This window comes from Nonomuraea sp. NPDC050153 (genome assembly GCF_044460125.1).
Classification (GTDB): Bacteria; Actinomycetota; Actinomycetes; order Streptosporangiales; family Streptosporangiaceae; genus Nonomuraea.
The window spans coordinates 272,829-298,125 of the sequence record NZ_JBITJQ010000001.1 but is presented as its reverse complement, the minus strand read 5'-3'; the positions used below and the strand labels follow the sequence as shown (position 1 = coordinate 298,125).

Sequence of the window (25,297 nt, the reverse complement as noted above, 5' to 3'; positions counted from 1 at the left end):
CTTACGCGGCTTTTATGCGGATTCGTAATCTCTCGAACACTCATAGTAATGAGATGTTTCGCGTGCGTTACGGTCCTCTCGGAATACGAGACCACCCCGATCCGGAAATTTCCGGATCGGGGTGGTAGTGGGCGATCGTCAGCCGGCGATGTTCCCCTGCCGATATTCGAGCGCCTTCGCCGCGTCGAACGTGTTGGCCGCGCCGTACTGGTAGACCCCGATCGTGGCCACCGCCGGGTCGCCCACCTCGTTGAAGTCGACCGGCCCGCTGACACCCTCGTAGTCGATGTCCTTACCGGCCTTGACCAGGTCCACGCACTCCTTGAAGCCCGTGCACTTCTCCCCCGACTTGCTCACGTCCACCAGACGCGCCGCGACAGCCGCCCCCGAGTCGTCCTTGGCCACCTCGGCCGCCAGCGCGATCAGCGTCACCGCGTCGTACGACTCGGCCGCGTACGTGAACTCGGTCAGCTTCGGATTGACCGTCAGCAGCTTCTTCTGGAACGCCTCAGGAGCCGCCGCGCCGGGGATCGTGCCCTTCACACCCTTCAGCGTGCCCTTGGGCATCCTCAGGAAGTTGGTGTTCGACATGTTGCCGTCCACCATGTACCACTTGTGCTTGTCCGCCGTCAGACCCTGCTTGACCAGCTCCGCCACGACCTTCGCCGTCTCCTCGAACCCGATCAGCACGATCGCCTTCGGGCTCTTCGCCTTGATCTTGGCCACGTCGGCGGAGAAGTCGGCCGCCTTCGGGTCGTAGTCGACCCGCTCCACGACCTCGCCGCCCGCCGCCTGCGCGGTCTCGGCCACCTGGTCGGCCAGGCCGGAGCCGTACGAGTCCTGCATGGCCAGGATGCCGATCGTGTCGCTCCCGTCGGACACCACGAGATCGCCCAGCACCCGGCCCTGCAGCTTGTCCGGCGGCGCCGTACGGAAGTACAGGCCCCCGTCGTTGATCGTGGTGAACTTGTCCGAGGTGTTCGCCGGCGAGAACTGCACGACCCCGGCCCTGGTGACCTTGTCGAGGATCGACTCCGACACCGACGACGACGCGGCGCCGACGATCGCGTCCACCTTCTGCGCCAGCAGCTTGTCCGCCGACTGCGAGGCGATGTTCGTGGTGGTGTCGCCCGAGTCCGTGTCGTGCTTGACGACCGGCTTGCCCAGCACCCCGCCCGCCTCGTTCACCTCCTTGAGCGCCAGGTCCACACCCGTGAACATGGGCGGGCCCAGATACGCGAGCGACCCCGTCTGCGGCAGCACCGTGCCGATCGTCAGCGTGCCGTCCCCCTTCTTCGCGGCCCCGGCCTCACCTGAGGAGGCCGGCGCCGAGGACGACCCGGCGGGGGCGGCGGTCGTGCCTGCGCCCGAACACGCCGCCAGCACCAGACACGCCGCGGTGCCCGCCGCGGCGACGGCGACCGGCAAGCGGGCGGCGGCGAGCACCGATACGCGGACCGCTGTGACAGCGAGCACCGGTAGGCGGGCGGCGGCGGGCGCCGGTACGCGGACCGCTGTGGCGGCGAGCGGCGCGCGGGAAATACGGATCATCGAAAGTGTCTCCGTTCGAGATGAGCGGACCTTCCGTCCGCCCATCAGTTACGCGCCGGGACACCTCCCACGAACAGCACCCGAAGCCGGTTGGATGCCCACTCGTGACCACACCACAACCCACCGGCCCAAAAGACTTGATATAGGCCCTAATCAGCTCCGCTCGGCCGCATCCTCTATAACGATCTGAGCAACCTCACGCATGCTCAACCGCCGATCCATCGACGCCTTCTGGATCCACCGGAACGCCTGCGGCTCACTCCAGCCGTGCTGCGTCATCAGCAGCCCCTTGGCCCGCTCGACCAACTTCCTGGTCTCCAGCCGCTCCGACAGGCTCGACACCTCGGCCGCCAGCGCCACCATCTCCTCGTGCCGGCTGACCGCCATCTCGATCGCCGGCACCAGATCCGCCTTCGTGAACGGCTTGACCAGATAGGCCATCGCCCCCGCGTCCCTGGCCCGCTCGACCAGGTCACGCTGGGAGAACGCGGTCAGGATCAGGCACGGGGCGATCCGCTCGGCCACGATCCGCTCGGCCGCCGAGATCCCGTCGAGCACGGGCATCTTCACGTCCAGGATCACGAGGTCGGGCCTCAGCTCGGCGGCCAGCTGGATCGCCTGCTCACCATCCCCGGCCTCGCCCACGACGACGTAGCCGTCCTCCTGGAGCATCTCCTTGAGGTCGAGGCGGATCAGGGCCTCGTCTTCCGCGATCACTACTCGCCGCTGCGTACTCACGAGCAGAAGAGTACCGATGTCCGGTACATTAGAGCCACGTTGGCGGCCAGCAGGCGATCTTGCTCGGCGCTAGGATGCACGGCAAATCCGGAAATGCCCCGGTATTCCAACGGCAGAGAAGATGGCCTCAAAATCCATTCAGTGTGGGTTCGAATCCCACCCGGGGCACTGACCGACCGCCCGGTTCTTTGAACCGGGCGGTTTTGTCGTACCTGGATGCAACACTCTCCGCATGTACGATCTCGCCGTCCGTGACGAAGCGCTCCGTATGCTCGAATCAGGGCTCAGCATTGGCGAGGCGAGCCGCCAGACCGGTGTCAGTCGGACCACCATCAGCCGGTGGCGCAATCGGCCGACCCACGATTCCCCCATGACCGGCACGTGCCCTCGCTGCGCGTCGCAGCCCTATCCTCCCTCTCCCGCAGGCAGTTACGCCTACCTGCTGGGCCTCTATCTCGGCGACGGCTGCATCTGCTGGGTCGGCGACCGGGACAAGCACGTCTGGGCCTTGCGAATCATGTGCGCGGACAGCTGGCCCGGCCTCATCCAGGAATGCGTCGAAGCGCTCCGTGCCATCCGGCCGACCAACAGGGTCCGCGTGGTCCAGAGACAAGGATGCAGCGATGTCAATTCCTACTCCAAGCATTGGCCACACCTGTTTCCGCAGCACGGCCCCGGCAAGAAGCATGACCGCGCAATCGTGCTCGAACCATGGCAGCGGGAAGTCGTCTCGACACTTCCCGGGCGGTTCGTCAGGGGCCTCATGCATTCCGACGGCTACCGCGGTATGAACCGTGTACGCCGAGTCCTCCCAGCCGGCGTTCGGTGGTACGAATACCCTCGCTATCTCTTCAAGAACGAGTCTCCCGACATACTCGCCCTCTGCGGCGAAGCGCTCGATCTGCTCGGGGTGGCCTGGCGGTACAACAAGCGCAACGAGCTCTCGGTCGCCCGGCGGGAGGCCGTGGAGCTGCTGGATCTCCATGTGGGCCCGAAATACTGACCGGTCACCAGGGCACGGTGCCGGCGTCGTCGTAGAAGCCGCCGGTCGGCCCGTCCGGGCCGAGAGTGGCCATGATGACGGCGGTGGTGCCGGAGTCGGTGCGGGATCATCTGCGGCGGGATCTGGTGTGCGTGCCGGTGCTCGACGGAGCGCCGACGACGGTGGTGCCGACCTGGCCGGAGGGGGTTCGGTCGCGGGCGCCGGCGGCGTTCGTGCACACGGCGACGACGGTCGCGGCCCGGAACCTCGCCGCCACAGATGGGGATCACCTGGGCAAAACCGTGATCGAAGAGCTTTCGGGAACGCTCCCATCGGGAATATCGGTCTCAAGATCGATGAAGACGGGGGTGGGGCGGTATGCCGTTGAGCGTGGCGGCGAGGGAGGCGTTCCTGGCGGAGCCGCACATCGCGAGCCTGGCGGTGGAGACGGGTGACGGGCGCGCGCCACTGATCGTGCCCGTCTGGTACGACTACGTCCCCGGCGGCGAGGTCCGCTTCCTGACGGACGGCGGCTCGCGCAAGGCGCGGCTGATCGCGAAGGCGGCCAGGTTCTCGATGCTGGTGCAGCGGGCCAGCCCGACCTACCGGTACGTGTCCGTCGAAGGACCCGTCGTGCACTCCGGGCCCACGACGCTGGAGGACCTGACGCGCATCTCCTCCCGCTATCTGCCGCCCGACGCGGTGGAGGGATACGTGCAGGGCTCGGACCTGCATGTGCTCATGACGTTCCGGATGCGCCCCGAGCACTGGCTCTCCGCCGACCTGGGCGCTCTCGGCTGACCCGGAAACGGTATTTTTGGCCCGTGACTGCTATCGATCCCACCTCGACCGGCGCTTTCGGCGTCGGCCTCGCGACCATCGCCGCCGACGGCACCGTACTCGACACCTGGTTCCCCGCCCCCGAGTTGGGCGACGCGCCCGCGACGGGCACCGAGCGGCTCTCCGCCGACGAGGCCGGTGAACTGGCCCAGCTGGCGGGTCCCGACGCGGCGCGGGGTGTGGAGGTGGTGGCGGTGCGCACCGGCATCGCCAAGCTCTCCGAGGCGCCCGTGGACGCCCACGACGTCTACCTGCGGCTGCACCTGCTGTCCGCGCGCCTGGTCAGGCCGCACGGCGTGAACCTGGACGGCGTCTTCGGCCTGCTCGCCAACGTCGTGTGGACCAATTTCGGCCCCTGCCCGGTGTCGGACTTCGAGCGCACGCGCCTGCGGCTGCGGGCGAGGGGCGCGGTGACGGTGTACGGGGTGGACAAGTTCCCGCGGATGGTGGACTACGTGCTGCCTTCCGGCGTACGGGTCGCCGACGCGGACCGGGTGCGCCTGGGCGCCCATCTGGCGAGCGGCACCACGGTCATGCACGAGGGCTTCGTGAACTTCAACGCCGGCACGCTGGGCGCCTCGATGGTCGAGGGCCGCATCTCGGCCGGCGTGGTCGTCGGCGACGGCTCGGACGTGGGCGGCGGCGCCTCGATCATGGGGACGCTGTCGGGTGGTGGCAAGCAGGTGATCTCGGTCGGCGAGCGCTGCCTGCTGGGCGCCAACGCGGGCATCGGCATCTCGCTGGGGGACGACTGCGTGGTGGAGGCCGGGCTGTACGTGACGGCGGGCACGAAGGTCGCGCTCCCGGACGGGACGGTGGTGAAGGCGGCCGAGCTTTCCGGTTCGAACGGGATCCTGCTGCGCCGCAACTCCCGGTCGGGCGCGGTGGAGGCGGTGCCGCGCACGGGCGGCGGCATCGAACTGAACGCCGCCCTGCACGCCAACTGACACCCTGACGACACGGGCGGGAGGTCCGGCACCTCCCGCCCACCTACGCGCCCCGGCTATGGCCTTCGGCGCGCCGGTCAAGCGGAAACCACCGTGGCGGCCCACGGCGCGCCGTTGCGGGGGCGCGCCGGTGAGGCGGGTGAGCGTCTGCCTGGAGGGCCCTCAGCCACGGTCGGCGGGTGGCGCCCACCGTGCGCAGCCGTAAAAGCTCCTCAGAGCCTTCAGTGCGCGTGGGAGACGGCCGAACCCACGGTGTGGACGCGCAGGGCGTTGGTGGAGCCCGGGGTGCCGGGAGGCGACCCGGCCACGATGACCACCTTGTCGCCCTTCTCCAGCCGCCCGGACGACAGCAGCGACGCCTCCACCTGCCGCACCATGTCGTCGGTGTGGTGCACGAACGGCACGTGGAACGTCTCCACCCCCCACGTCACCGACAGCTGCCCCCGCACGTGCGGCGACGAGGTGAAGGCCAGCAGCGGGATCGGCGAGCGGTAGCGGGCCAGGCGGCGCGCCGTCTCCCCCGACATCGTGAACGCCACCAGCGCCTTGGCCCCCACGATGGCCCCCACCTCGGCCGCGGCGCGCGCGATGGCGCCGCCGGTGGTCTCCGGCATGCGCTCCAGCGAGTGCGTGGCGTGCAGGGAGGTCTCCTCGGCGGCGCAGGCGATGCGGTCCATCGTGGAGACGGACTCGATCGGGTAGTTGCCGACCGACGTCTCGCCCGACAGCATGACCGCGTCGGCGCCGTCCATGACCGCGTAGGCCACGTCGGAGGCCTCGGCGCGGGTGGGGCGCGGGGCGTTCATCATGGAGTCGAGCATCTGGGTGGCGACGATGACCGGGTGGGCCTTCTCGCGGCACAGCTCGATGATGCGCCGCTGCACGATCGGCACCTGCTCCAGCGGCAGCTCGACGCCCAGGTCTCCGCGGGCGACCATGATGCCGTCGAAGGCGTCGACGATCTCGGGGAGGCGGTCGACGGCCTGCGGCTTCTCGATCTTGGCGATCAGCGGCAGGCGGACGGCCTCCTGCTCCATGATGTTGCGCACCACGTCGGCGTCGGAGGGGCGGCGGACGAAGGACAGGGCGATCATGTCGAAGCCGGTGCGCAGCGCCCAGCGCAGGTCGGCCTCGTCCTTGTCGGTCAGCGCCGGGGCGCTGACGTTGACGCCGGGCAGGTTGAGGCCCTTGTTGTCGGAGATCATGCCGCCGATGACGACGCGGGTGGTGATGCGCTCGCCGTCGACGCGGGTGGCCTCGAGCACGAGGCGGCCGTCGTCGACGAGGATCGTGTCACCGGGGCGGACGTCGTTGGGCAGCCCCTTGTAGGTGGTGGAGACCTGCTCGCGGTCTCCCGGGACGTCTTCGGTGGTGATGGTGAAGACGTCGCCGAAGCCCAGCCTGACGGGGCCCTCCTCGAACGTGCCGACGCGGATCTTGGGGCCCTGCAGGTCGGCGAGCAGGCCTACACCGCGGCCGAGGTCGGCCGCCACCTCCCTGACCCGGTCGTAAACCTCTCTGTGCATGTCATGATTGCCATGGCTGAGGTTGAACCGTGCCACGTCCATGCCTGCGGCGATCAGCTCGCGGAGGCGTTCTTTGGAGGATGTGGCGGGGCCTAGGGTGCAGACGATTTTCGCGCGACGAGTCACGAGTCCTACCTTAATTGGTACAGACCACTTGGCAGTCACTGACGACGGAGAACGTAGCCCACGTAAGAGAACAGAACGAGAACGGCGACCCCCAGACGTGCCAAGTTCGTGTACTCCTCCGGGTAGATCACGCCCTCGATGTAGTGGTCGATGAATCCGCCGGCGGGCAGCCCCGCCAGCCCAGCGCTCCGGCGTCCCCAGTCCTCGACCACGGTCAGCGGGCACTCGACGCCGGTCACGATGGAGAACAGCCCCCAGGCGACCACGGCGAGGTGCGCCCAGATCGTGCGCCGCCATCGCCAGGCGAGGAATCCGCCCACGGCCATGTAGGCGAGGAACGCGAAGTGCGTCACCATCGCGAGGTCCGCGATGATGCGGTACATCATGGTTCGACAGTAGCCGCTTTCCAGGCGTCCACGACACCGTGCCCGAAGAAGCCGTTGTCGGCCTGGTCTCCCTCGCAGAGCTGCGTCATGTCCTGGCCGTACGCCTTGTACACGTACTGGCGGGGCGTGGGGCACGCCTTGGGCGTGGCGGTCTTGTAGAGCAGGTCCTCGACGGTGGCGGGAGCCAGTTCGAGGCCGGCCTTGCCGGGTTTGCCGAAGCGGCTGATGAGGATGGCGGCGACTCCCGTGGCGTGCGGGGCGGCCATGGAGGTGCCGTCGAGGTACTGGTAGTACGCGCAGGTGCCGCGCGCGCAGTCCTTGACGACGTCCGCGCCCTTGGGTTCGCCCTTGGCGTCGATCCGCCCGGCGGCCCGCAGCACCTGCTCGGGCGCGGCGCCCAGGATCGACCGGGTGGCCTTGGCGCCGTTGCCGTCCAGCGCGTCGCCGCCGGGCGCGGACACGTCGGCCTGCTCGACGCCGTAGTCGCTGTAGATCGCCTTGCGGCCGGAGGGGCCGAGCCCGGCGACGGAGATGACGCCGTTGGACTCGGCGGGAACGTTGAGGCAGGAGTTGTCGACCTGGCGCGTCTTCTTCTCGCCCACCGGGTAACCGGGGCTCTCCTTGTCGATCTTGGGGTGGCCGAGGTCGGTGGAGCCGTTGCCGAGGGCGGAGACGAGCGTGACGCCGCGCTGGCGGGCGTAGTCGAGCGCCCGCTGCATGCCGGTGATGATGGCCGCCTGTTCGAGCTGTTCCTTCCTGGAGTCGGCCTTGTTGGCCGTGCAGTTGAACAACCAGGGGTCGACGTAGTAGCTCATGTTGACGACGTCCACGCCGATGTCGCCGGCGTAGGTGAGCGCGTCGAGGCTGGGCTTGAGGAAGAAGAACCCGGAGTCCTGGCCGGCCCTGATGTTCACGATCTGCACGCCGGGGGCGACGCCGGCGATGCCGATGCCGTTGATCGGGGCGGCGATCGTGCTGGCCACGTGGGTGCCGTGGCCATCGTCGTCCTCGTCCACGGGGTCCTTGCAGCTGCTGACCTCGCAGGGTCCGTCGAGCGTCTCGCCGGTCTCGTCCTTGGGCTTGTCGGTGACGAAGTTGCGGCTGAGCTCGCGGTTGAAGTTGGGGGCGATGTCGGGGTGCTTGCCGTCCACGCCGGTGTCGATGACGCCGACCAGCACCTGCCTGCTGCCGGGGACCTTGGCGTTGGCGCGGTCGGCGCCGATCATCCGCATGTCCCACTGGCGGCCGGCGAGCGGCTCGCCCGAGCCGCTGCTGGTGAAGGATCTCGCGTCGGGGAAGGTCCCCGCGCGGGCCTTGGCCCCTCCGGTACGGCGGGTGGCGGGGGCGGCGCGGCCGAGTTCGGCGAAGCCGATGCTCCGGTCCGGGGACACCCCGACGATGGACCCGTCGGCGCCCGCTTTCTCCGCGAACGTGGCGCCGCCGCCTGTGGTGGTGAGGTAGCCGAGCTTGGCGTCGTTCGCGAGCGTGGTGCCGCCGGCGCGTTCGACGGCCTGCTGTGCCCGGCTTTGCCCGCCTTCGGTGTAGAAGACGAGGTATTCGGGGCCCTCGCGGGTGGCGGAGCGGGTGCCGGTATCGGTGCCGGCAGGGGGGCCGGTAGGGGTGCCGGTATGGGTGGCGGTCTCCGGTGTGCCGACCGAGCAGGCGCCGATCGCGACCACGACGGCCAGCGCCGTCAAACCAGAGGCGACTCGCCGCATTCTTCCCCCATCCACCGAGTGCCGCAGATTCTGCATCTTCCCGACACTTATCAGGTGATGCAACTTAGTGGTGAAATTTCGCCCCATAAGTAGCGAAGCGGGCTCAGGCCCGTGCGCCGGGGTCGCCGCGTCCCCGTGACCATGAACCACTTGAACCGGCCGTACCGGTGCATGGGCTGCCCCGTCAGCGTCGGCGAGACCATCCCGATCACCATCGGGAGCAGCAGCGGCCCCGAGTCCGCCACGCTCGCCCCGGTGGCCGGTCGCAGGAGGCGCCCGCCGTACGGGGCGGGCGCCTCCGGAGCGGTCAGCGGGCGAGGTCGAGCTTGACGCCGCCCAGCATGACCTGGCGCGGCATCGGACGTGCCAGGAACTCGTGCGGGAACCCCAGGTCCACCCGGCTCGCCTCCGCCAGCGCGGCCAGCTGGCCCTCGCTGAAGCGCACGTCCAGGGCCCCGAGGTTGTCCTCCAGCTGCGCCAGTGTGCGTGCCCCCACGATGGGCGCCGTGACGCCGGGGTTGAGCGTCGTCCAGGCCAGCGCGACCTGCGAGGGCGTGACCCCGAGCTCGCCGGCGACCCGCTTGGCCACGTCGGCGATGTCCAGGGCGCGCTCGGTCAGCGACCCGTTGGCCGCCGCGACGTTCTTGCGCGTCCCGCTCGGATCGGCGGAGACCTCCTGGGCGAGGTCCTCCCGGCTGTACTTGCCGGTCAGCACCCCACTGGCCAGGGGCGACCACGGGATGACCCCCAGCCCCATCTCGCGCGCCATCGGGATGAGGTCGCGCTCGACGGTCCGCTCGACCAGGCTGTACTCGATCTGCAGGGCGATCAGCGGTGCCCATCCGCGCAGGTCGGCGATGGCCTGCATGCGCGAGACCTGCCAGGCGGGCGCGTCGGAGATGCCCACGTAGAGCACCTTGCCCGCCCTGACCAGGTCGTCCATGGCCCGCAGGATCTCCTCCACCGGGGTGGTGAAGTCCCAGGCGTGCAGGTAGAGCAGGTCGATGAAGTCGGTGTTCAACCGGCGCAGGCTCGCCTCGACCGACTGCACCATGCTCTTGCGGTGGTTGCCGCCGGAGTTCGGGTCGCCGGGGCGCCTGGCCATGGTGTACTTCGTGGCCAGCACCAGCTCCTCGCGCCGCCCCGCCGCGAACTCGCCGACCAGCGACTCCGCGGTGCCCTCCGTGTACTGGCTGGCGGTGTCGATGAAGTTGCCGCCCCGGTCCACGTACGTGTCGAAGATCCGCCGTGACTCGTCCTTGTCCGAGCCCCAGCCCCAATCCGTGCCGAACGTCATGGTCCCCAGCGCGAGCGGCGAGACGCGCAGTCCCGAGCGGCCGAGCAGGCGGTAGGTGTCAAGAGTCGTCATGCCGTCCAGGCTGCTCCGGCCGGGGATCAGGGGGAAGGGAAGGCTCTTCCTGGGACCGGTCTTCCTAGGCAGGCGGGTCGTAGGATCGAAGGGATGAACACCGTTGAGCAGACCCGCGAGCTCGCCGCCTTCCTGCGCACGCGCCGCGAGCGTCTGGATCCGGGCGACGTCGCCCTGCCCGCCCGTCGCTCCCACCGGCGCACGCCGGGCCTGCGCAGGGAGGAGGTCGCCGAGCTCGCGGGCGTCAGCGTCGACTACGTGATCCGCCTGGAGCAGGGCCGCGGACTGCGGCCCTCGGCCGAGGTGCTGGAGGCGCTGGCCGCCGCGCTGCGGCTCAGCGAGGACGAGCGGGCCTACCTGTTCGAGCTGGCCCGCCAGCGTCCCAACCGGCAGGCGCCCGCGGCGGAGGAGGCGGGCCCGCTCGCGCGGCTCGTGCTCGACCTGTCGCCGCTGCCCGCGATGCTGCTCAACCACCGCTTCGACATCCTCGCGTGGAACCCGGAGATGGCCGGGCTGATGCTGGACTTCGGCACGCTGCCGCCGGAGCACCGCAACAGCCTGTGGCTGTGCATGCTCCACCCGGGCCTGCGCGACTTCTACCGCGACAGGGAGCGCACGCTGCGCGAGGGCATCGCCGACCTGCGGGCCTCGTGGGCGGCCCATCCCGACGACAAGGCGCTGACCGAGCTGGTCGACGAGCTCACCTCCGGCAGCGAGGAGGTCGCCCGCCTGTGGGCGCTGCGCGACGTACGCGTGAACGGCCGGGGCCGCAAGCGGCTCCGGCACGCCGTCAAAGGCCCGCTGACCGTCGACTACGAGGTGCTGGCCCCGATCCAGGCCCCCGGCCAGCGGCTGGTCATCTACCGCGCCGCCGACGCCGACTCGCAGCACGTCCTCGACGACATCGCCCGCGAATGCGCGTGAAAAAGCCGGGACCGCGCTGAGCGGTCCCGGCCTTTCACATCATCCGCAAGGTCACACCAGCGGCCGCGCGGTCGGCAGGATCGGGTACGGCAGCGCCGTGTCCCCGGTCAGATACCGGTCCACGCCCGAGGCGGCGGCCCGCCCCTCGGCGATGGCCCACACGATGAGCGACTGCCCGCGGCCCATGTCACCGGCCACGAAGACGCCGTCCACCTTGGACATGTACGTCTTGTCACGCGAGACGTTGCCGCGCGCGTCGTAGAAGCCGTCACCGGCGACCTCGGCCAGGTCCTGAAGGAGCGAGCCCTTCTCCGGGCCGACGAAGCCCATGGACAGCGTCACCAGCTCGGCCGGGATCTCCCGCTCGGTGCCCGGGATCGGCTTGAACCCGGCCTGCGGCCCCTCGACCTCGACCAGCCGCAGCGCCCGCACGTTGCCGTCGGCGTCGCCGACGAACTCGGTGGTGGAGACCGCGTAGACCCGCGCTCCCCCGCCGTCGGCCAGCTCCTCGTGGGCGCTCTCCATCTTGAACAGGATCGGGAAGGTCGGCCACGGCTGGCTGCCGGGCCTGTTCGCCGGCGGCTGGGGCATGATCTCGAGCTGGGTGACGGACTCGGCGCCCTGCCGGATCGCCGTGCCGATGCAGTCGGCGCCGGTGTCGCCGCCGCCGATCACCACGACGTGCTTGCCCTCGGCCGAGACGGGCGGCTTGTCGTAGTCGCCCTCCTGGACCTTGTTGGACAGCGGCAGGTACTCCATCGCCTGGTAGACGCCCTTGAGCTCGCGCCCGGTCACCGGCAGGTCGCGCCACTGGGTGGCGCCACCCGACAGCACCACGGCGTCGAACTGCTCGCGCAGCTCGGCGGCGGTGATGTCGACGCCGACGTTCACGCCGGTGCGGAACTCGGTGCCCTCGGCCCGCATCTGCTCCAGGCGGCGCTCGATGTGCCGCTTCTCCATCTTGAACTCGGGGATGCCGTACCGCAGCAGGCCGCCGATCCGGTCGGCCCGCTCGAACACGACCACGTCATGCCCGGCCCTGGTGAGCTGCTGCGCGGCGGCCAGGCCCGCCGGGCCCGAGCCGACGACCGCGACCCTCTTGCCGGTCTTGACGGCCGGGGGCTGCGGGGTCACCCAGCCCTCGGCGAACGCCCGGTCGATGACCTCGACCTCGACCCGCTTGATCGCCACGGGGTCGGAGTTGATGCCGAGCACGCACGCCGCCTCGCACGGGGCCGGGCAGAGCCGGCCCGTGAACTCGGGGAAGTTGTTCGTGGCGTGCAGCCGCTCGATCGCCTCGCGCCAGTCGGTGCGGTAGACGAGGTCGTTCCACTCGGGGATGAGGTTCCCGAGCGGGCAGCCGTTGTGGCAGAACGGGATGCCGCAGTCCATGCAGCGGGCCGCCTGCTTGGTCAGCTTCTCCTGCGAGAAGTCCTGGTAGACCTCGCGCCAGTCGCTGATGCGGACGTCCACGGGGCGGCGCGCCGGCAGCTCCCGGTCGTGCGTGAGAAAACCCTTGGGGTCAGCCATTCGGTTACGCCTCCCTTAACCCTGCACCGCGGCGGACATGACCGCCTCGTCGATGTCCCTGCCTTCGATGCGGGCGGCCTCGGCGGCGGCCAGCACCCGCTTGTAGTCGGTCGGCATGATCTTGCCGAACCGGCCCAGCGCCGCGTCCCAGTCGGCCAGCAGCTCCTTGGCGACCGGCGAGCCGGTCTCCGCGAAGTGCTTCTCGACGATCTCCTTGAGGAACTCGCCGTCCTCCTCGGTGAGCGTCTCGACGGCGACCATCTCGCGGTTGACCCGCTCGGACCTGAGGTCGAGCAGGTACGCGATGCCGCCCGACATGCCGGCCGCGAAGTTGCGCCCGGTCGGGCCGAGAACGACGGCCCGGCCGCCGGTCATGTACTCGCAGCCGTGGTCGCCCACGCCCTCGACGACCGCCGTGGCGCCGGAGTTGCGCACGCAGAACCGCTCGCCCACGACGCCGCGGACGAACACCTCGCCGGACGTGGCACCGTACAGGGCGACGTTGCCGGCGATGATGTGGCCGTCGAGCGGGGCCTCCTCGTGCGGCCGGACGGTGATCCGCCCGCCGGACAGGCCCTTGCCGAGGTAGTCGTTGGCGTCGCCGGTCAGCCGCAGCGTGACCCCGCGCGGCAGGAACGCGCCGAACGAGTTGCCCGCCGACCCGGTGAACGAGATGTCGATCGTGTTGTCGGGCAGGCCCTGGCCGCCGTACCGCTTGGTCACCTGGTAGCCGAGCATGGTGCCGACCGTGCGGTTGACGTTGCGGATGGGCAGCTCCAGCGTGACCGGGGTGCCCTCGTTGAGCGCGCCCTCGGCGAGCTGGATCAGCGTGTTGTCCAGCGCGTGCTGCAGCCCGTGGTCCTGCTCGATGACGCGGCGCAGCGCCGTGCCGGCGGGCAGTTCGGGCTTGTGCAGGATCGGCGCGAGGTCGAGGCCGCTGGCCTTCCAGTGGTCCTCGGCCGCCGACATGTCGAGCAGCTCGACGTGCCCGATCGCCTCGTCGAGCGAGCGGAAGCCCAGCTCGGCCAGGTATTCGCGGATCTCCTCGGCGATGAACTCGAAGAAGTTGACCACGAACTCGGGCTTGCCGCTGAAGCGCTTGCGCAGCTCCGGGTTCTGCGTGGCGACGCCCACGGGGCAGGTGTCGAGGTGGCAGACCCGCATCATGACGCAGCCGCTGACGACGAGGGGCGCGGTGGCGAAGCCGTACTCCTCGGCGCCGAGCAGCGCGGCGATGACGACGTCGCGGCCGGTCTTGAGCTGCCCGTCGACCTGGACGACGATGCGGTCGCGCAGGCCGTTCAGCAGGAGCGTCTGCTGGGTCTCGGCCAGGCCGAGCTCCCACGGGGCGCCCGCGTGCTTGAGGCTCGTCAGAGGGGACGCGCCGGTGCCGCCGTCGTGGCCGGAGATGAGCACCACGTCGGCGTGCGCCTTCGACACGCCCGCGGCGACCGTGCCGACGCCGACCTCGGCGACCAGCTTCACGTGGACCCTGGCCTCCGGGTTGGAGTTCTTCAGGTCGTGGATGAGCTGGGCCAGGTCCTCGATCGAGTAGATGTCGTGGTGCGGCGGCGGCGAGATGAGGCCGACGCCCGGCGTGGAGTGCCTGGTCTTGGCGATCCACGGGTAGACCTTGTGGCCGGGCAGCTGGCCGCCCTCACCGGGCTTGGCGCCCTGGGCCATCTTGATCTGCAGGTCGGCCGCGTTCACCAGGTATTCGCTGGTGACGCCGAACCGGCCGCTGGCGACCTGCTTGATGGCGCTGCGGCGGGCGGCGTCGTAGAGCCGCTCGGGGTCCTCGCCGCCCTCGCCGGTGTTGGACTTGCCGCCGAGCCGGTTCATCGCGATGGCGAGCGTCTCGTGCGCCTCCATGGAGATGGAGCCGTACGACATCGCGCCCGTCGAGAACCGCTTGACGATCTCCGAGGCCGGCTCGACCTCCTCGATCGGGATCGGCTCGCCCTTGCGCAGCTTGAACAGGCCACGCAGGGTCATCAGCCGCTCCGCCTGGGAGTCCACGAGGTTCGTGTACTCCTTGAAGATCTCGTAGCGGCGGGTCCTGGTGGCGTGCTGCAGCTTGAAGACGGTCTCGGGGTTGAACAGGTGCGGCTCGCCCTCGCGCCGCCACTGGTACTCGCCGCCGACCTGGAGCCGGCGGTGGGCGTTCTCCGCGCGCGGGTAGGCGTGGCGGTGACGCTGCTCGACCTCCTTGGCCAGCACGTCGAACCCGACCCCGCCCAGGCGGGAGGTGGTGCCGGCGAAGCAGGAGTCGATGACCTCCTGGCTCAGGCCGAGCGCCTCGAAGATCTGCGCGCCGGTGTAGGAGGCCACCGTGGACACGCCCATCTTGGACATGACCTTGATGACACCCTTGCCGTACGCCTTGATCAGGTTGCGCACGGCCTTGCGCTTGTCCATCTGGAGCGCGCCGGTGTCGACCAGGTCCTCGATGGTCTCGATCGCGAGGTACGGGTTGATCGCGCCGGCGCCGTACCCGATGAGCAGCGCCATGTGGTGGCACTCGCGGGCCTCGGCGGTCTCGACCACGAGACCGATCTTGGTGCGGGTCTTCTCCTGGATCAGGTGGTGGTGCACCGCGCCGGTCAGCAGCAGCGCCGGGATCGGCGCCAGCGTCTCCGACGAGCCGCGGTCGGACAGCACGATGATCCGCGCGCCGCCCGCGATCGCCCGGGACGCCTCGGCCCTGATCTCCTCCAGGCGGCTCAGCAGCGCCTCGCCGCCGCCGGCGACCTCGTACAGGCCGCTGATGACGTACGGGTGGAAGCCGGGCAGGTCGTGCTCGTCGTTGATGTGGATGATCTTGGCGAGCTCGTCGTTGTCGATCACCGGGTACGGCAGCACGAGCTGGCGGCACGACGACGGACCCGGGTTGAGCAGGTTGCCCTCGGGACCGATGGTGCTGGCCAGCGAGGTGACCAGCTCTTCACGGATGGCGTCCAGCGGCGGGTTCGTGACCTGCGCGAACAGCTGCGTGAAGTAGTCGAACAGGAGCCGCGGCTTCTCGCTCAGCACGGCCACGGGCGTGTCGGTGCCCATGGAGCCGATCGGCTCCTGGCCGGCCCTGGCCATCGGCGACAGGATGATGCGCAGCTCTTCCTCGGTGTAGCCGAAGGTCTGCTGCCGCTTGACGAGCGCCTCGTGCGTGGGGATCTCCCGCTGCCGCGCGGGCAGCTCCTCGAAGCGGACGAGCCCCGCGTGCAGCCACTCCTCGTACGGCAGCTCGGCGGCCAGCTCGGCCTTGATCTCGTCGTCCTCGATGATCTTGCCGCGGGCGGTGTCGATGAGGAACATCCGGCCCGGCTGGAGGCGGCCCTTCCTGACCACGTCCTCGGGCTTGAAGTCCAGCACGCCGGCCTCGGAGGCCAGCACGACCAGGCCGTCGGCGGTCACCCAGAAGCGGCCGGGGCGCAGGCCGTTGCGGTCGAGCACGGCGCCGGCCAGGGTGCCGTCGGTGAACGTGATCGACGCGGGGCCGTCCCAGGCCTCCATCATCGAGGAGTGGAACTCGTAGAAGGCCCGGCGCGCGGGGTCCATCTCGGTGTGGTTCTCCCACGCCTCCGGGATCATCATCAGGACGGCGTGGGGCAGGCTCCGGCCGCCGATGTGCAGCAGTTCGAGGGCCTCGTCGAAGCTGGCGGTGTCGCTGCCATCCGGGTCACAGATGGGGAAAAGTCGTGAAATATCGCCCGGGATGTGGGCGGACTCCAGCATCGCCTCGCGGGCCCGCATCCAGTTGCGGTTGCCCTTGACCGTGTTGATCTCGCCGTTGTGGGCGATGTAACGGTACGGGTGGGCGAGCGGCCAGCTCGGGAACGTGTTGGTGGAGAAGCGCGAGTGCACCAGCGCGATCGCCGTCTCGTAACGCTCGTCGCTCAGGTCGGGGAAGAACGGCTCGACCTGGTCGGGCGTGAGCATGCCCTTGTAGACGATCGTCCTGGCGGACAGCGAGGGGAAGTACACGTCCGCCTCGTGCTCGGCCCTCTTGCGCAGGCAGAACGCCAGCCGGTCGAGCTCCAGCCCCTCCCTGCCCTCGGGGTCGGTCACGAACAGCTGGGCGAAGTGCGGCATGACGGCCCTGGCGCTCGGCCCGGGCAGCTCGCGGTCGACCGGCACGTCGCGCCAGCCGAGCACGGTGAGGCCCTCCTCGGCCGCGATCTCCTCGATCAGGCCGGTGGCGATGCCCCTGGCCTGCTCGTCGAACGGCAGGAAGGCGATGCCGGTCGCGTACGCGCCGGCAGAGGGAAGCGCGAACGGCACGCTCGCGCGGTAGAACCCATCGGGGATCTGCGTCAGGATCCCGGCTCCGTCGCCGGTGTCCGGCTCGCTACCCTTGGCCCCCCGATGATCAAGATTGCACAGAGCCGTCAGCGCCTTGACCACGATCCCGTGCCCCCGGCGCCCGGCGACGTCGGCAACCATGGCGACACCGCAGGCGTCATGCTCGTTGGCGGGGTGGTACAGGCCCTGGGGCTCGGGGAACCCGAGGTGGGCAGCAGGCATTGAATCCCTCCCGTCGTCATCGTCTGTCTCAAACTGCTCTACAGGCGGGGACGACGTTGGCCCTGCTGCATATCGTGGGTAGAGGTTACCGCACGCTGCCGGAATGGTGCCCGCCACGTCCGCATTGCGAACATTGGGCCTCATCCCAACATCCGAACTCCCTATCCCAAACCCCGGACCAGGGCTCCAAAATTCCCGCTCCAGACGTGCGATTTACGGCACGACGAGCGACTCCACCCCTCACCGCCCCGTACCCCTCCACCACCCCTGTCCAAGCGCCGAAACCCACCACCCACCGCCGCTCCCGCCCCACTGGCATCTCTGGATACCAATCGCCGCATCCACCCCATTTTCCGGCCGCTACCCCCCACCTAGCGGGCGGCTGATCGGCCACCACCACCTCACCCGCACCTTCTTGACCCGCCCATCACGCCACCCCGGCCATCGCCCCTCCCTGCCTCCGCTGTGTCCCACACACTGTCACCGGCGACTCCTTTCGCCTCTCTCTCCCGCACCACATGGAATTCGTCCACCTCAGCGGCCGGCCCCGCCACGCATCCGTCACTTCGTCCACCACATCACCCCCGCGCACAACCCCGCCCTTCTCCCATGGCAACACCCCCGACAGCCCTCCCCGCAGGCCCATGCCTGGCCAAAGCGCGGGACTCCGGATGCTCGATAGGGTGACCCTCATGGACCGTGACGGGGTGGAGCGGCTGCTCAGCGAGGCCGGGGCGGACAGCAGGCGGCTGCGGCACGCCCTGACCCTCCTGTGCGACGGCCAGTGGTGGACGCTGGCCGATCTGGTCAGAGAGACCGCCACCTCAAGGCGCACGATCGAGACCCTGCTCCGCGAGCTCCTCCTGGAGCGGGACGGCGAGACCTTCCGCGTCCCGCTGATCCACACCCCCGACTACCAGGACCTCTTCGCGCTGGCCCCGCCGCCGGAGGATCCGGTGGCCCACCTGGTCCCCCACTACGCCCCGGAGCTCGCCCGTCTCAAGGATCTCGTGGCCCGGGCACCGCGTGCCCGCCACGTGCTCGACCACGTCTCGGCCACCCCCGAGACGGTCCTGAGGAGGGCGCTGCTGCTGGGCGCCCGCTTCTGGCTCCCCGGCACGCGCCTGCTGTGCGTGGGCGACCACGACCTGACCTCGCTGGCGGTCAAGCTGGTCCATCCGGAGACCGACGTCACGGTGGTCGACATCGACGAGCGCATCCTGGCGTACATCGACGCCCAGCGCCTGGGCGTGCGCACCCGCTGGGCCGACCTGCGCCTCGGCCTGCCCGCCTCCGCCCGGGACCACGACCTCGCGCTCACCGACCCGCCGTACACGCCGGAGGGCACGGGCCTGTTCGTGGCGCGCGCCGCCGAGGGCCTGACGGACAACGGCCGCATCCTGCTCGCGTACGGCGCCAGCGAACGCACCCCGATGCTGGCCTTCAAGGTCCAGCAGGCCCTGACGGACCTCAACCTCGCCTACGAGGCCATCTATCCCGACTTCAACCGATATTTCGGCGCAGAGGCCATCGGCTCGGCCGCCGACCTGTACATCCTGCGCCCCACCACCAAGACGCGCCCGGCCGTGACGTCCCGCCTGAGCCGCCAGACCACCGCCATCTACACCCAGGGCCCACAATCGGTCGAAAGCGCCCAAAACGCCCTCTCAGCTCCGCAGGAGGCCATCCGGGGCTTCGGCCCCGACCTGCTGGTGGGCGAGTGGCCCAAGGACCTCACCGAGCCCCGGGTACGCCTCTCGACCTGGCTCTCCAAGCCGTACGCCGCCACCCTCGACCGCGTGGCCGTGGTCCTGCCCCCGGGCCTGGAGGCCGCCCTCCCGCGCGTCCTCCTGGCGACCCGCGCCGCCCACGTACGCGTCGTGTGCCCCGACCTCCCGCCCCTGCCCGACGTGCTGTCCACGCTCTACAAGCTGAGCGCCGACGGCGACGTCCTGGACGCCGTACGCCTGCCACAGCCGGACGGCGAGGCGGCCTCGGTGCTGCGCCGGATCCTGGACAACGGGCACGCCAAACTGGCCAACACGTGGCGCGAGGCCCTCATCGCGGTGGCCCGCGCCCAAGGCTCGACCCTGACCAAGAACGAGGCCCGCACCCTCATCGCCGAAGCCGCCCCATGGTCGGAGGGCCTGACCCCGCTGGAGGCCCCACTCCACCACCTGTCCGCCCTCCCCGAAGCAGTCACCACAACCATCTCCGCCCTGACCACGACCACCTGACCCCACAACGCCCCCACCGGGGACAGACGAGCCCACTCACGAGCAGGGGCAACCGCAGACGCGCCCAGCCACAGGCGGTCAAGGGCGGTCTCGCAGTCCACCGCAGGCTCAAGGCGCGCTCGAGGACCATCGCACACGCAGACACCCACAGCCGACCCCGCACAAGAACACGGGCAATCGCGACCGAGCCCACGCAGGAAACAGGCATTCGCGACCGAGCCCGCTCAGGGACGCAGGTAGCCAAGGCACGGGCGGGGGGCGCAGGCCGCCGAGGGAGTGGGCGGTCGAGGGCCGGAAAGGGCCGGGGTCAGGTGGCGGCGACGATGCGGCCCTGGACGACGCGCCCCAAACCGTCGAGCGCCACAAGGGCAGTGACAAGGTCCTGGGCAGGCGCCGTCCCTCCGGCCCAGCTCACCGTCACGTAGTGCCCCATCGCCCGCGCCTGGGCCCTGCTGCCGGCGGGCTCGAACGCGATGTCCTGCCGTACGAACCCGTCCTTGCCCAGCGCCGACACCAGCGCATCAGCCGCCCGCCCGTCACTCATGTTGAAGATGACGAACTGACCCGCCACCGCACTCCCCTTGTACGTCGCCTGGAGCGCCTGCGTGCAACCCGTGGCCGAGACCCCCGAGAGGACCTCCTCACAGTCGCTGAACTGCCGCGTGGCGTCCAGGCGCATGGCACCCAGGGTCTGGGTGGCAGGGGTGAAGACCTCGTTCAGGGTGAGGGGCGCGGCGTCATTCTGGCGGGTGTCGATGGCGGTGTAGAAGGCGGAGGTGGGCTCAGCATGGAAATTGGCAGGTCTGGGATCCTCACGCCGCAACCACAGCCACCCGGCCACCGCGACAACGGCCACGACGGCGACCACAACGGGAATGACAACACGACGCGACATCAGCAGGCCGCCTCCGGATCCGCGACGAACCCCCGAGGCCTCAGCCGACCACCTTCCGCGGTCGCCACAACATCCCCAGACCTCAAGCGGTCATCCTCGATGCTCACGACGACGCTCCCGACCCCCGGGCGACCGCCGTCCACGATCCCCACAACGCCCCCGAACCCCGAGCAGCCACCCACAGCCATCACGACACTCCGGGCCCCTCGCATACCGCCCCCAGCGACCGCAATGACATTCCCCGACCTCGGGCAACCGCCCCCAGCGACCGCAATGAGGCTCCCGGCCCCAGAGCGACCGTCCTCAGTGATCGCGACGACGCCACGGAACGTCTCGCCGCGCCCCACCACGCTGGGACGTGACGCCATCAGCCAGGGCGAGCGCCGGCCGACGACACCTGGACCTGGCGTTGCGGCAGGTGCGGAGCGGCCGACGCCCCAGTCGGGTCGGCTCGGCCGGCCCGGACGACTTGGGCCGGTTGGACCGGTTGGGTGGCGCCGGGTGTGGGTGTGGTTCGGGGGATTGCGGTTCGGCATCAGGAGGACGGTCCTGTGATCGTGACGACGCGGCGGTAGACGGCCTTCTCCGCCCCACGCATCGCCAGAGTGAGCGAGACGAAGTCGTCCTTGGCACCGGGATCCGTGCCGTCGACCTTGCCCAGCCACACCAGGCCGACGTAGTGGCCGAGGGCGTAGCCGCCCGCCTCCGAGTAGCCGCCCGCGGGGAAGGTGGCCTTGGCGGACTCCAGGGGACGCGTCCAACCGCCCCGGTAAAGCGTCTTCAATTGCTCCACCAGGTCGGCGGCCGACTTGCCGTCCTTGAGGTTGAGCAGCGTGTACTGACCGATGTACCGGCCGTCGGAGCTCGCGTAGAGCCCGCGGGCAGCTTGGGTGCATTCGGCGTCCGACACCAGTTCGAGGAGGTTCTTGCCCCACAGCGCCGCCGAGCAGTCGGCGTCGAGTTTCTTGGCCACGAGCTTGAGCTTGAGCTTCTTGGACACGGCGAGCTCGCTCTGGCCGAACACTTCCTTCTCGGTCAGCGCCCGCTGGTCCTTGGTCCTGTCCGTCACGGGGTCGAACAGCTTGGGCGAGCCCCAGCCTCTGAAGACGCGCGGGAGCGCCGTCTCCGGCGCGATCACGGAGGCGCTGGTCCGCTGCTCCGGGGAGTAGCCGCCGATGGAGTTGATGGCGACGACCAGCCCGGCCCCGCCCGCCAGCACGCCGACGATCGTGGCGATGATGACGATCAACCGCTGCTGCTTGGGTTGCAACCCCATGCCGGTGAGCAGCGGGAACTGCCAGTCAGAACGCGGTGGACGCCGCCGCGTACGCGAGAACTTCCCCGGCCGCCCGCCGTCATCGGACTCCCGCTCGCGAGCCTCGGAAGCCGAAGCTCCATCATCGGCCCCGAAGCCAAACCGGCCGTCGTCGGCGAACCGATCATCTTCACCCTCGACCACCGACCAACCGCCGTCGGCCCCGGCCACCAACCGGCCACCATCGGCCCCGGCCACCGAGCGACCGCCGTCGGTCCCGGCCGCCGGACGGCCACCATCGACCCCACCCGCCGAACGGCCGCCTTGGGCCCCGCCCGCCGCGCGGCGACCGCGGGCTCCGGATGACGAACGACCCCCATCGGTCTCAGCCGCCGAACGACGGCCGCCGGATCGGCGGGATCCGGTCCCGTCGGTGACGGACCGCATACCGCTGACCGTCCAGTCGCCACCGACCGCATCAGCCGCGGACTCGTCGCCGTCCGCCGCCCAGTTGCCATGGCCGGCGTCGCCCGCCGACCGGTCATCGGCACCGTGGCTCGTCTTCGCCCGCCTGCGCCCGGCACGCTTCTCACCACCGTTGCCGGACGGCAACCGCCCGCCACCGGTCGCCTCGGCCAACAGCCGGCCATCGTCGCCAGACTGCCACTCACCAGCACCACCAGGACTGACGCCGCCAACTCCAGTGCCACCCGCTCCAGCAGCAGCGCCGCCAGCGGCCCCAGCACCAGCAGCGGCGCCACCGGCGGCTCCAGCACCGGCACCGGGGCCGCCCCGCCCGGCGTCGTCCGTGCCCGCCGACCGGCGACCACCGGCGCGACGAGACCCCCGCCCCTCCGAGGCGGGCCGGCCACCAGCCCGGCCGGCGTCATCCGAGCCAGATCCCCGGCGCCCACCAGCACCGCCGGTGTCCTGGACATCTCGGGCCGGCCAAGTGCCACCCGCCTCCCGCACATCCCGCGCAGGCCAACTACCACCGGCGTCCTGAACATCGCGGGCCGGCCAACTACCACCCGCGCCCTGAATGTCCCGCGCAGGCCAACTACCTCCAGCCCCGCCCGCTCCATCCGAACCTGACACTCGACGCCCACCAGCACCGCCGGTGTCCTGAACATCGCGGGCAGGCCAACTACCACCTGCACCTTGAGCCTCTCGGGCCGGCCAGGTACCGCCAGCGTTCTGGACATCTCGGGCCGGCCAGCTACCACCCGCGTCCCGCACATCCCGCGCAGGCCAACTACCACCGGCGTCCTGAACATCCCGCGCAGGCCAACTACCACCCGCGCCCTGAACGTCCCGCGCAGGCCAACTACCTCCAGCCCCGCCCGCTCCATCCGAACCTGACACCCGACGCCCACCAGCACCGCCAGTGTCCTGAACATCGCGGGCAGGCCAACTACCACCTGCACCCTGGACGTCTCGGGCCGGCCAGCTGCCACCCGTGTCTCGCACGTCCCGCGCAGGCCAGCTACCGCCCGCGTCCTGGACATCCCGCGCAGGCCAGCTGCCACTCGCATGGCCGGTGGCGTCAGATGGGGGCCAGGCGTCGCTGTCGGGGCCTGGCGTCGGCTGGCCGGTGCCCTGGGGGGCGGAGGGGTCCTTGCCTCTGCCGGTCGAGCGGCCGCCGCGGGTGCGGTCCGTGCCGTCCTGGCCGGAGGAGGACTTGCCGTGTCCGCCCGATCCGGCTCTCCTGCGGGCCATCACAGGCTCGCCGCCCCGATCAGGTTACCGAGGCCGAACGTGACCCCCGCGGCGATCACGCCCACCACGAGCTGGCGCAGCCCCGAGTACCACCAGCTGCGCGCCGTCACCGCCGAGACCAGCGCCCCCGCCGCGAACAGGGCCACGCAGGACACCGCGGCCGACAGTGCCAGGTCCCTGGCGCCCAACAGGAACGGCAGCAGGGGCAGCACCGCCCCCAGGCTGAACGACAGGAACGACGACACCGCGGCCAGCGCCGGTGAGGGCAGGTCGCCGGGGGCGACGCCCAGTTCCTGCTGGGCGTGGACCTCCAGCGCCCGGTCCGGGTTGCGGGAGATCTGCCCGGCCACCTCGGCGGCCAGGCGGGGCTCCACGCCCTTGTCGACGAACGTCTGTGCCAGCTCCGCTCGCTCGTCGTCAGGGTGGCGGGCGATCTCGCGCCGTTCCACGGCGATCTCGGCCTGGGCCAGCTCCCGCTGGCTGGCGACCGAGACGTATTCGCCGCCCGCCATGGACAGCGCGCCGGCGGCGAGCCCGGCGACGCCTCCGAGGGCGATGACCTTCGTGTTGGTCGTGCCGCCCGCGACACCCGCGATGAGCGCGAAGTTCGACACCAGGCCGTCCATCGCGCCGAACACCGAGGGCCGCAACCAGCCCCCGGTGACGTCGCGATGCTGGTGGTGGATCTCCGCGCGACCGCTCATCGCGAGTTCTTCTCCTTCGTCACGACTTCGGCATCGGATGTCCCTACCCCGTCGGCGGGGGTCGCATCATCCGCCGGAGCCGAGTCGCCGGCGGGAGCCGAGTCGTCCACCGCAGCCGCTTCGCCGGCCAGGCCGTCGGCCGGGGCCGGGCCATCCGCCGCGTCGCCGTCCTCCGCCTTCTCGGCCGTCGCCTTCCCGGTCGCGGTCTTCCCGGTCGTGGCCTTCCCGTCCGCCGGTGCGTCGTCCGCGGCTCCGTCGGCCTCGGAGGGCTTCTGCTCCGCGGCTCCGTCGGCCTCGGCCTTCTGCTCCGCGACTTCGCCGTCCTTCGACGCTTCGTCCGCGGCCTCGCCGTCCTTCGACGTCTCGTCCGGTGGTCGGGGGCTCGGGGTGTCCTCGCCGTCGTCGGCCGAGGTGGCCGACTCGCCGGGCCCATCCTCCGACGGCTCCTCCGAGCCGGTGTCCGACGGGCCGTCGGGGGCCACGACGATCTCGGCGCTGTCCCGGTTCCTGGTCAGCCAGAAGTACGCCAGTGCCGCCACGAACAGCACGATCGAGGTCCACTGGTTGATCCGCAGCCCGAGGAACGTCACCGCGTGGTCCACGCCGCCGACCGGGTCGATGCGCAGCCCCTCGATCCAGAAGCGGCCCAGCGTGTAGCCGGCGACGTAGAGGGCGAACAGCCGCCCGTGGCGCAGGGCGAAGCGCCGGCCCGCGAAGAGGAGCACGAAGCCGAGCGCCACGTCCCACAGCGACTCGTACAGGAAGGTCGGGTGGTAGAGCACCCCCGGCTCGCCCCCGTGGTCGGCGTCGATCTCCAGGCCCCACGGCAGCGTGGTCGGCGAGCCGTAGAGCTCCTGGTTGAACCAGTTGCCCCAGCGGCCGATGGCCTGGGCGAAGGCGATGCCGGGCGCGACCGTGTCGGCGACGGCGCTCATGGAGATGCCGCGTTTGCGCACGGCGAACCAGACGCCGAGCGCGCCGAGCGCGATGGCGCCCCAGATGCCGAGGCCGCCCTCCCAGATGAACAGCGCCTGGATGGGCTCCTTGATCGCGCGGCTGCCGAAATAGGTCTGCCAGTCGGTGATGACGTGGTAGAGGCGGCCGCCGATCAGGCCGAAGATGACCGCGGGGACCGCGATGTCGACGATCGTCCCCTTCTGGCCACCGCGGGCCTGCCAGCGCCGCTCGCTCAGCCAGACGGCGACGATGACGCCGAGCACGATGCATAGCGCATAAGCCCGGATCGGGATGATTCCGAGATACCAGACCCCCTGGGAAGGGCTGGGAATCGAGGCAAGGGGCATGTCAGGTGAGGGTAGCGGAAGAGAA

Annotated in this window: 18 protein-coding genes and 1 tRNA gene; 6 read left to right on the top strand and 13 right to left on the bottom strand. The window is 70.3% G+C overall.

Annotated elements, in window-relative coordinates; all coding sequences use genetic code 11:
* Positions 1 to 138: 138 nt before the first annotated feature.
* Both ACIBQ1_RS01405 and ACIBQ1_RS01400 read right to left on the bottom strand, forming a co-directional pair.
* On the bottom strand, positions 139 to 1,551 hold the full coding sequence (locus tag ACIBQ1_RS01405) for an ABC transporter substrate-binding protein (protein WP_397273946.1): 1,413 nt from the start codon (positions 1,549 to 1,551) through the stop codon (positions 139 to 141).
* A 153-nt stretch (positions 1,552 to 1,704) separates the two neighbouring features.
* Positions 1,705 to 2,289: an ANTAR domain-containing response regulator gene (locus ACIBQ1_RS01400; RefSeq protein ID WP_397273945.1), complete on the bottom strand. Its 585-nt coding sequence runs from the start codon at positions 2,287 to 2,289 to the stop codon at positions 1,705 to 1,707.
* Between the two features lie 95 nt (positions 2,290 to 2,384).
* On the opposite strand from ACIBQ1_RS01400, the gene ACIBQ1_RS01395 reads away from it, so the two are divergent.
* Both ACIBQ1_RS01395 and ACIBQ1_RS01390 read left to right on the top strand, forming a co-directional pair.
* A tRNA-Leu gene (locus ACIBQ1_RS01395) sits at positions 2,385 to 2,457 on the top strand.
* A gap of 64 nt (positions 2,458 to 2,521) precedes the next feature.
* On the top strand, positions 2,522 to 3,292 hold the full coding sequence (locus ACIBQ1_RS01390; protein WP_397273944.1) for a helix-turn-helix domain-containing protein: 771 nt from the start codon (positions 2,522 to 2,524) through the stop codon (positions 3,290 to 3,292).
* Positions 3,293 to 3,398: 106 nt separating this feature from the next.
* On the opposite strand, the gene ACIBQ1_RS01385 is transcribed toward ACIBQ1_RS01390, so the two are convergent.
* A complete protein-coding gene (locus ACIBQ1_RS01385) occupies positions 3,399 to 3,548 on the bottom strand; it encodes a hypothetical protein (RefSeq protein WP_397273943.1) in 150 nt (49 codons plus the stop codon).
* Between the two features lie 101 nt (positions 3,549 to 3,649).
* Between ACIBQ1_RS01385 and ACIBQ1_RS01380 the strand changes: the two genes are divergently transcribed.
* Both ACIBQ1_RS01380 and dapD read left to right on the top strand, forming a co-directional pair.
* Positions 3,650 to 4,072, top strand: coding sequence for a pyridoxamine 5'-phosphate oxidase family protein (locus ACIBQ1_RS01380; protein WP_397273942.1), 423 nt, complete (start codon positions 3,650 to 3,652; stop codon positions 4,070 to 4,072).
* Positions 4,073 to 4,095: 23 nt separating this feature from the next.
* A complete protein-coding gene (gene dapD, locus ACIBQ1_RS01375; protein WP_397273941.1) occupies positions 4,096 to 5,058 on the top strand; it encodes a 2,3,4,5-tetrahydropyridine-2,6-dicarboxylate N-succinyltransferase in 963 nt (320 codons plus the stop codon).
* A gap of 221 nt (positions 5,059 to 5,279) precedes the next feature.
* On the opposite strand, the gene pyk is transcribed toward dapD, so the two are convergent.
* The 4 genes from pyk to ACIBQ1_RS01355 form a co-directional block, all read right to left on the bottom strand.
* Entirely contained in the window at positions 5,280 to 6,710 is a 1,431-nt protein-coding gene (gene pyk, locus ACIBQ1_RS01370; protein WP_397273940.1) for a pyruvate kinase, read from the bottom strand.
* A 35-nt stretch (positions 6,711 to 6,745) separates the two neighbouring features.
* Positions 6,746 to 7,096 (bottom strand): DUF2784 domain-containing protein, encoded by a 351-nt coding sequence (locus ACIBQ1_RS01365; protein ID WP_397273939.1) that lies wholly within the window; start codon positions 7,094 to 7,096, stop codon positions 6,746 to 6,748.
* The gene (locus ACIBQ1_RS01360) at positions 7,093 to 8,814 is read right to left on the bottom strand and encodes a S8 family peptidase (RefSeq protein WP_397273938.1); all 1,722 of its coding nucleotides are present in this window, start codon (positions 8,812 to 8,814) and stop codon (positions 7,093 to 7,095) included. Before ACIBQ1_RS01360 ends, ACIBQ1_RS01365 begins: the two co-directional genes overlap by 4 nt.
* Before the next feature lie 307 nt (positions 8,815 to 9,121).
* Complete coding sequence (locus tag ACIBQ1_RS01355) at positions 9,122 to 10,183, bottom strand: aldo/keto reductase (protein WP_397273937.1); 1,062 nt, start codon at positions 10,181 to 10,183, stop codon at positions 9,122 to 9,124.
* A 93-nt stretch (positions 10,184 to 10,276) separates the two neighbouring features.
* Between ACIBQ1_RS01355 and ACIBQ1_RS01350 the strand changes: the two genes are divergently transcribed.
* Positions 10,277 to 11,107 carry a helix-turn-helix domain-containing protein gene (locus tag ACIBQ1_RS01350; RefSeq protein WP_397273936.1) on the top strand — a complete coding sequence of 277 codons (831 nt, stop codon included), beginning with the start codon at positions 10,277 to 10,279 and terminating at the stop codon, positions 11,105 to 11,107.
* 51 nt (positions 11,108 to 11,158) lie between these two features.
* Here ACIBQ1_RS01350 and ACIBQ1_RS01345 read toward each other — a convergent pair whose 3' ends face one another.
* Positions 11,159 to 12,637 (bottom strand): glutamate synthase subunit beta, encoded by a 1,479-nt coding sequence (locus ACIBQ1_RS01345; RefSeq protein ID WP_397273935.1) that lies wholly within the window; start codon positions 12,635 to 12,637, stop codon positions 11,159 to 11,161.
* A gap of 15 nt (positions 12,638 to 12,652) precedes the next feature.
* Positions 12,653 to 17,158 carry a glutamate synthase large subunit gene (gene gltB, locus ACIBQ1_RS01340; protein WP_397273934.1) on the bottom strand — a complete coding sequence of 1,502 codons (4,506 nt, stop codon included), beginning with the start codon at positions 17,156 to 17,158 and terminating at the stop codon, positions 12,653 to 12,655.
* 692 nt (positions 17,159 to 17,850) lie between these two features.
* On the opposite strand from gltB, the gene ACIBQ1_RS01335 reads away from it, so the two are divergent.
* Entirely contained in the window at positions 17,851 to 19,395 is a 1,545-nt protein-coding gene (locus ACIBQ1_RS01335) for a bis-aminopropyl spermidine synthase family protein (protein WP_397273933.1), read from the top strand.
* Positions 19,396 to 19,702: 307 nt separating this feature from the next.
* On the opposite strand, the gene ACIBQ1_RS01330 is transcribed toward ACIBQ1_RS01335, so the two are convergent.
* The 4 genes from ACIBQ1_RS01330 to lgt all read right to left on the bottom strand — a co-directional run bounded on the left by ACIBQ1_RS01330 (position 19,703) and on the right by lgt (position 25,188).
* Positions 19,703 to 20,290 (bottom strand): hypothetical protein, encoded by a 588-nt coding sequence (locus ACIBQ1_RS01330; RefSeq protein ID WP_397273932.1) that lies wholly within the window; start codon positions 20,288 to 20,290, stop codon positions 19,703 to 19,705.
* Positions 20,291 to 20,825: 535 nt separating this feature from the next.
* Entirely contained in the window at positions 20,826 to 21,566 is a 741-nt protein-coding gene (locus ACIBQ1_RS01325; RefSeq protein WP_397273931.1) for a hypothetical protein, read from the bottom strand.
* Positions 21,567 to 23,263: 1,697 nt separating this feature from the next.
* Positions 23,264 to 23,968 (bottom strand): VIT1/CCC1 transporter family protein, encoded by a 705-nt coding sequence (locus ACIBQ1_RS01320; RefSeq protein ID WP_397273930.1) that lies wholly within the window; start codon positions 23,966 to 23,968, stop codon positions 23,264 to 23,266.
* Positions 23,965 to 25,188 (bottom strand): prolipoprotein diacylglyceryl transferase, encoded by a 1,224-nt coding sequence (lgt, locus tag ACIBQ1_RS01315; RefSeq protein ID WP_397273929.1) that lies wholly within the window; start codon positions 25,186 to 25,188, stop codon positions 23,965 to 23,967. The genes ACIBQ1_RS01320 and lgt overlap by 4 nt, the downstream gene beginning before the upstream one ends.
* Positions 25,189 to 25,297 lie beyond the last annotated feature (109 nt).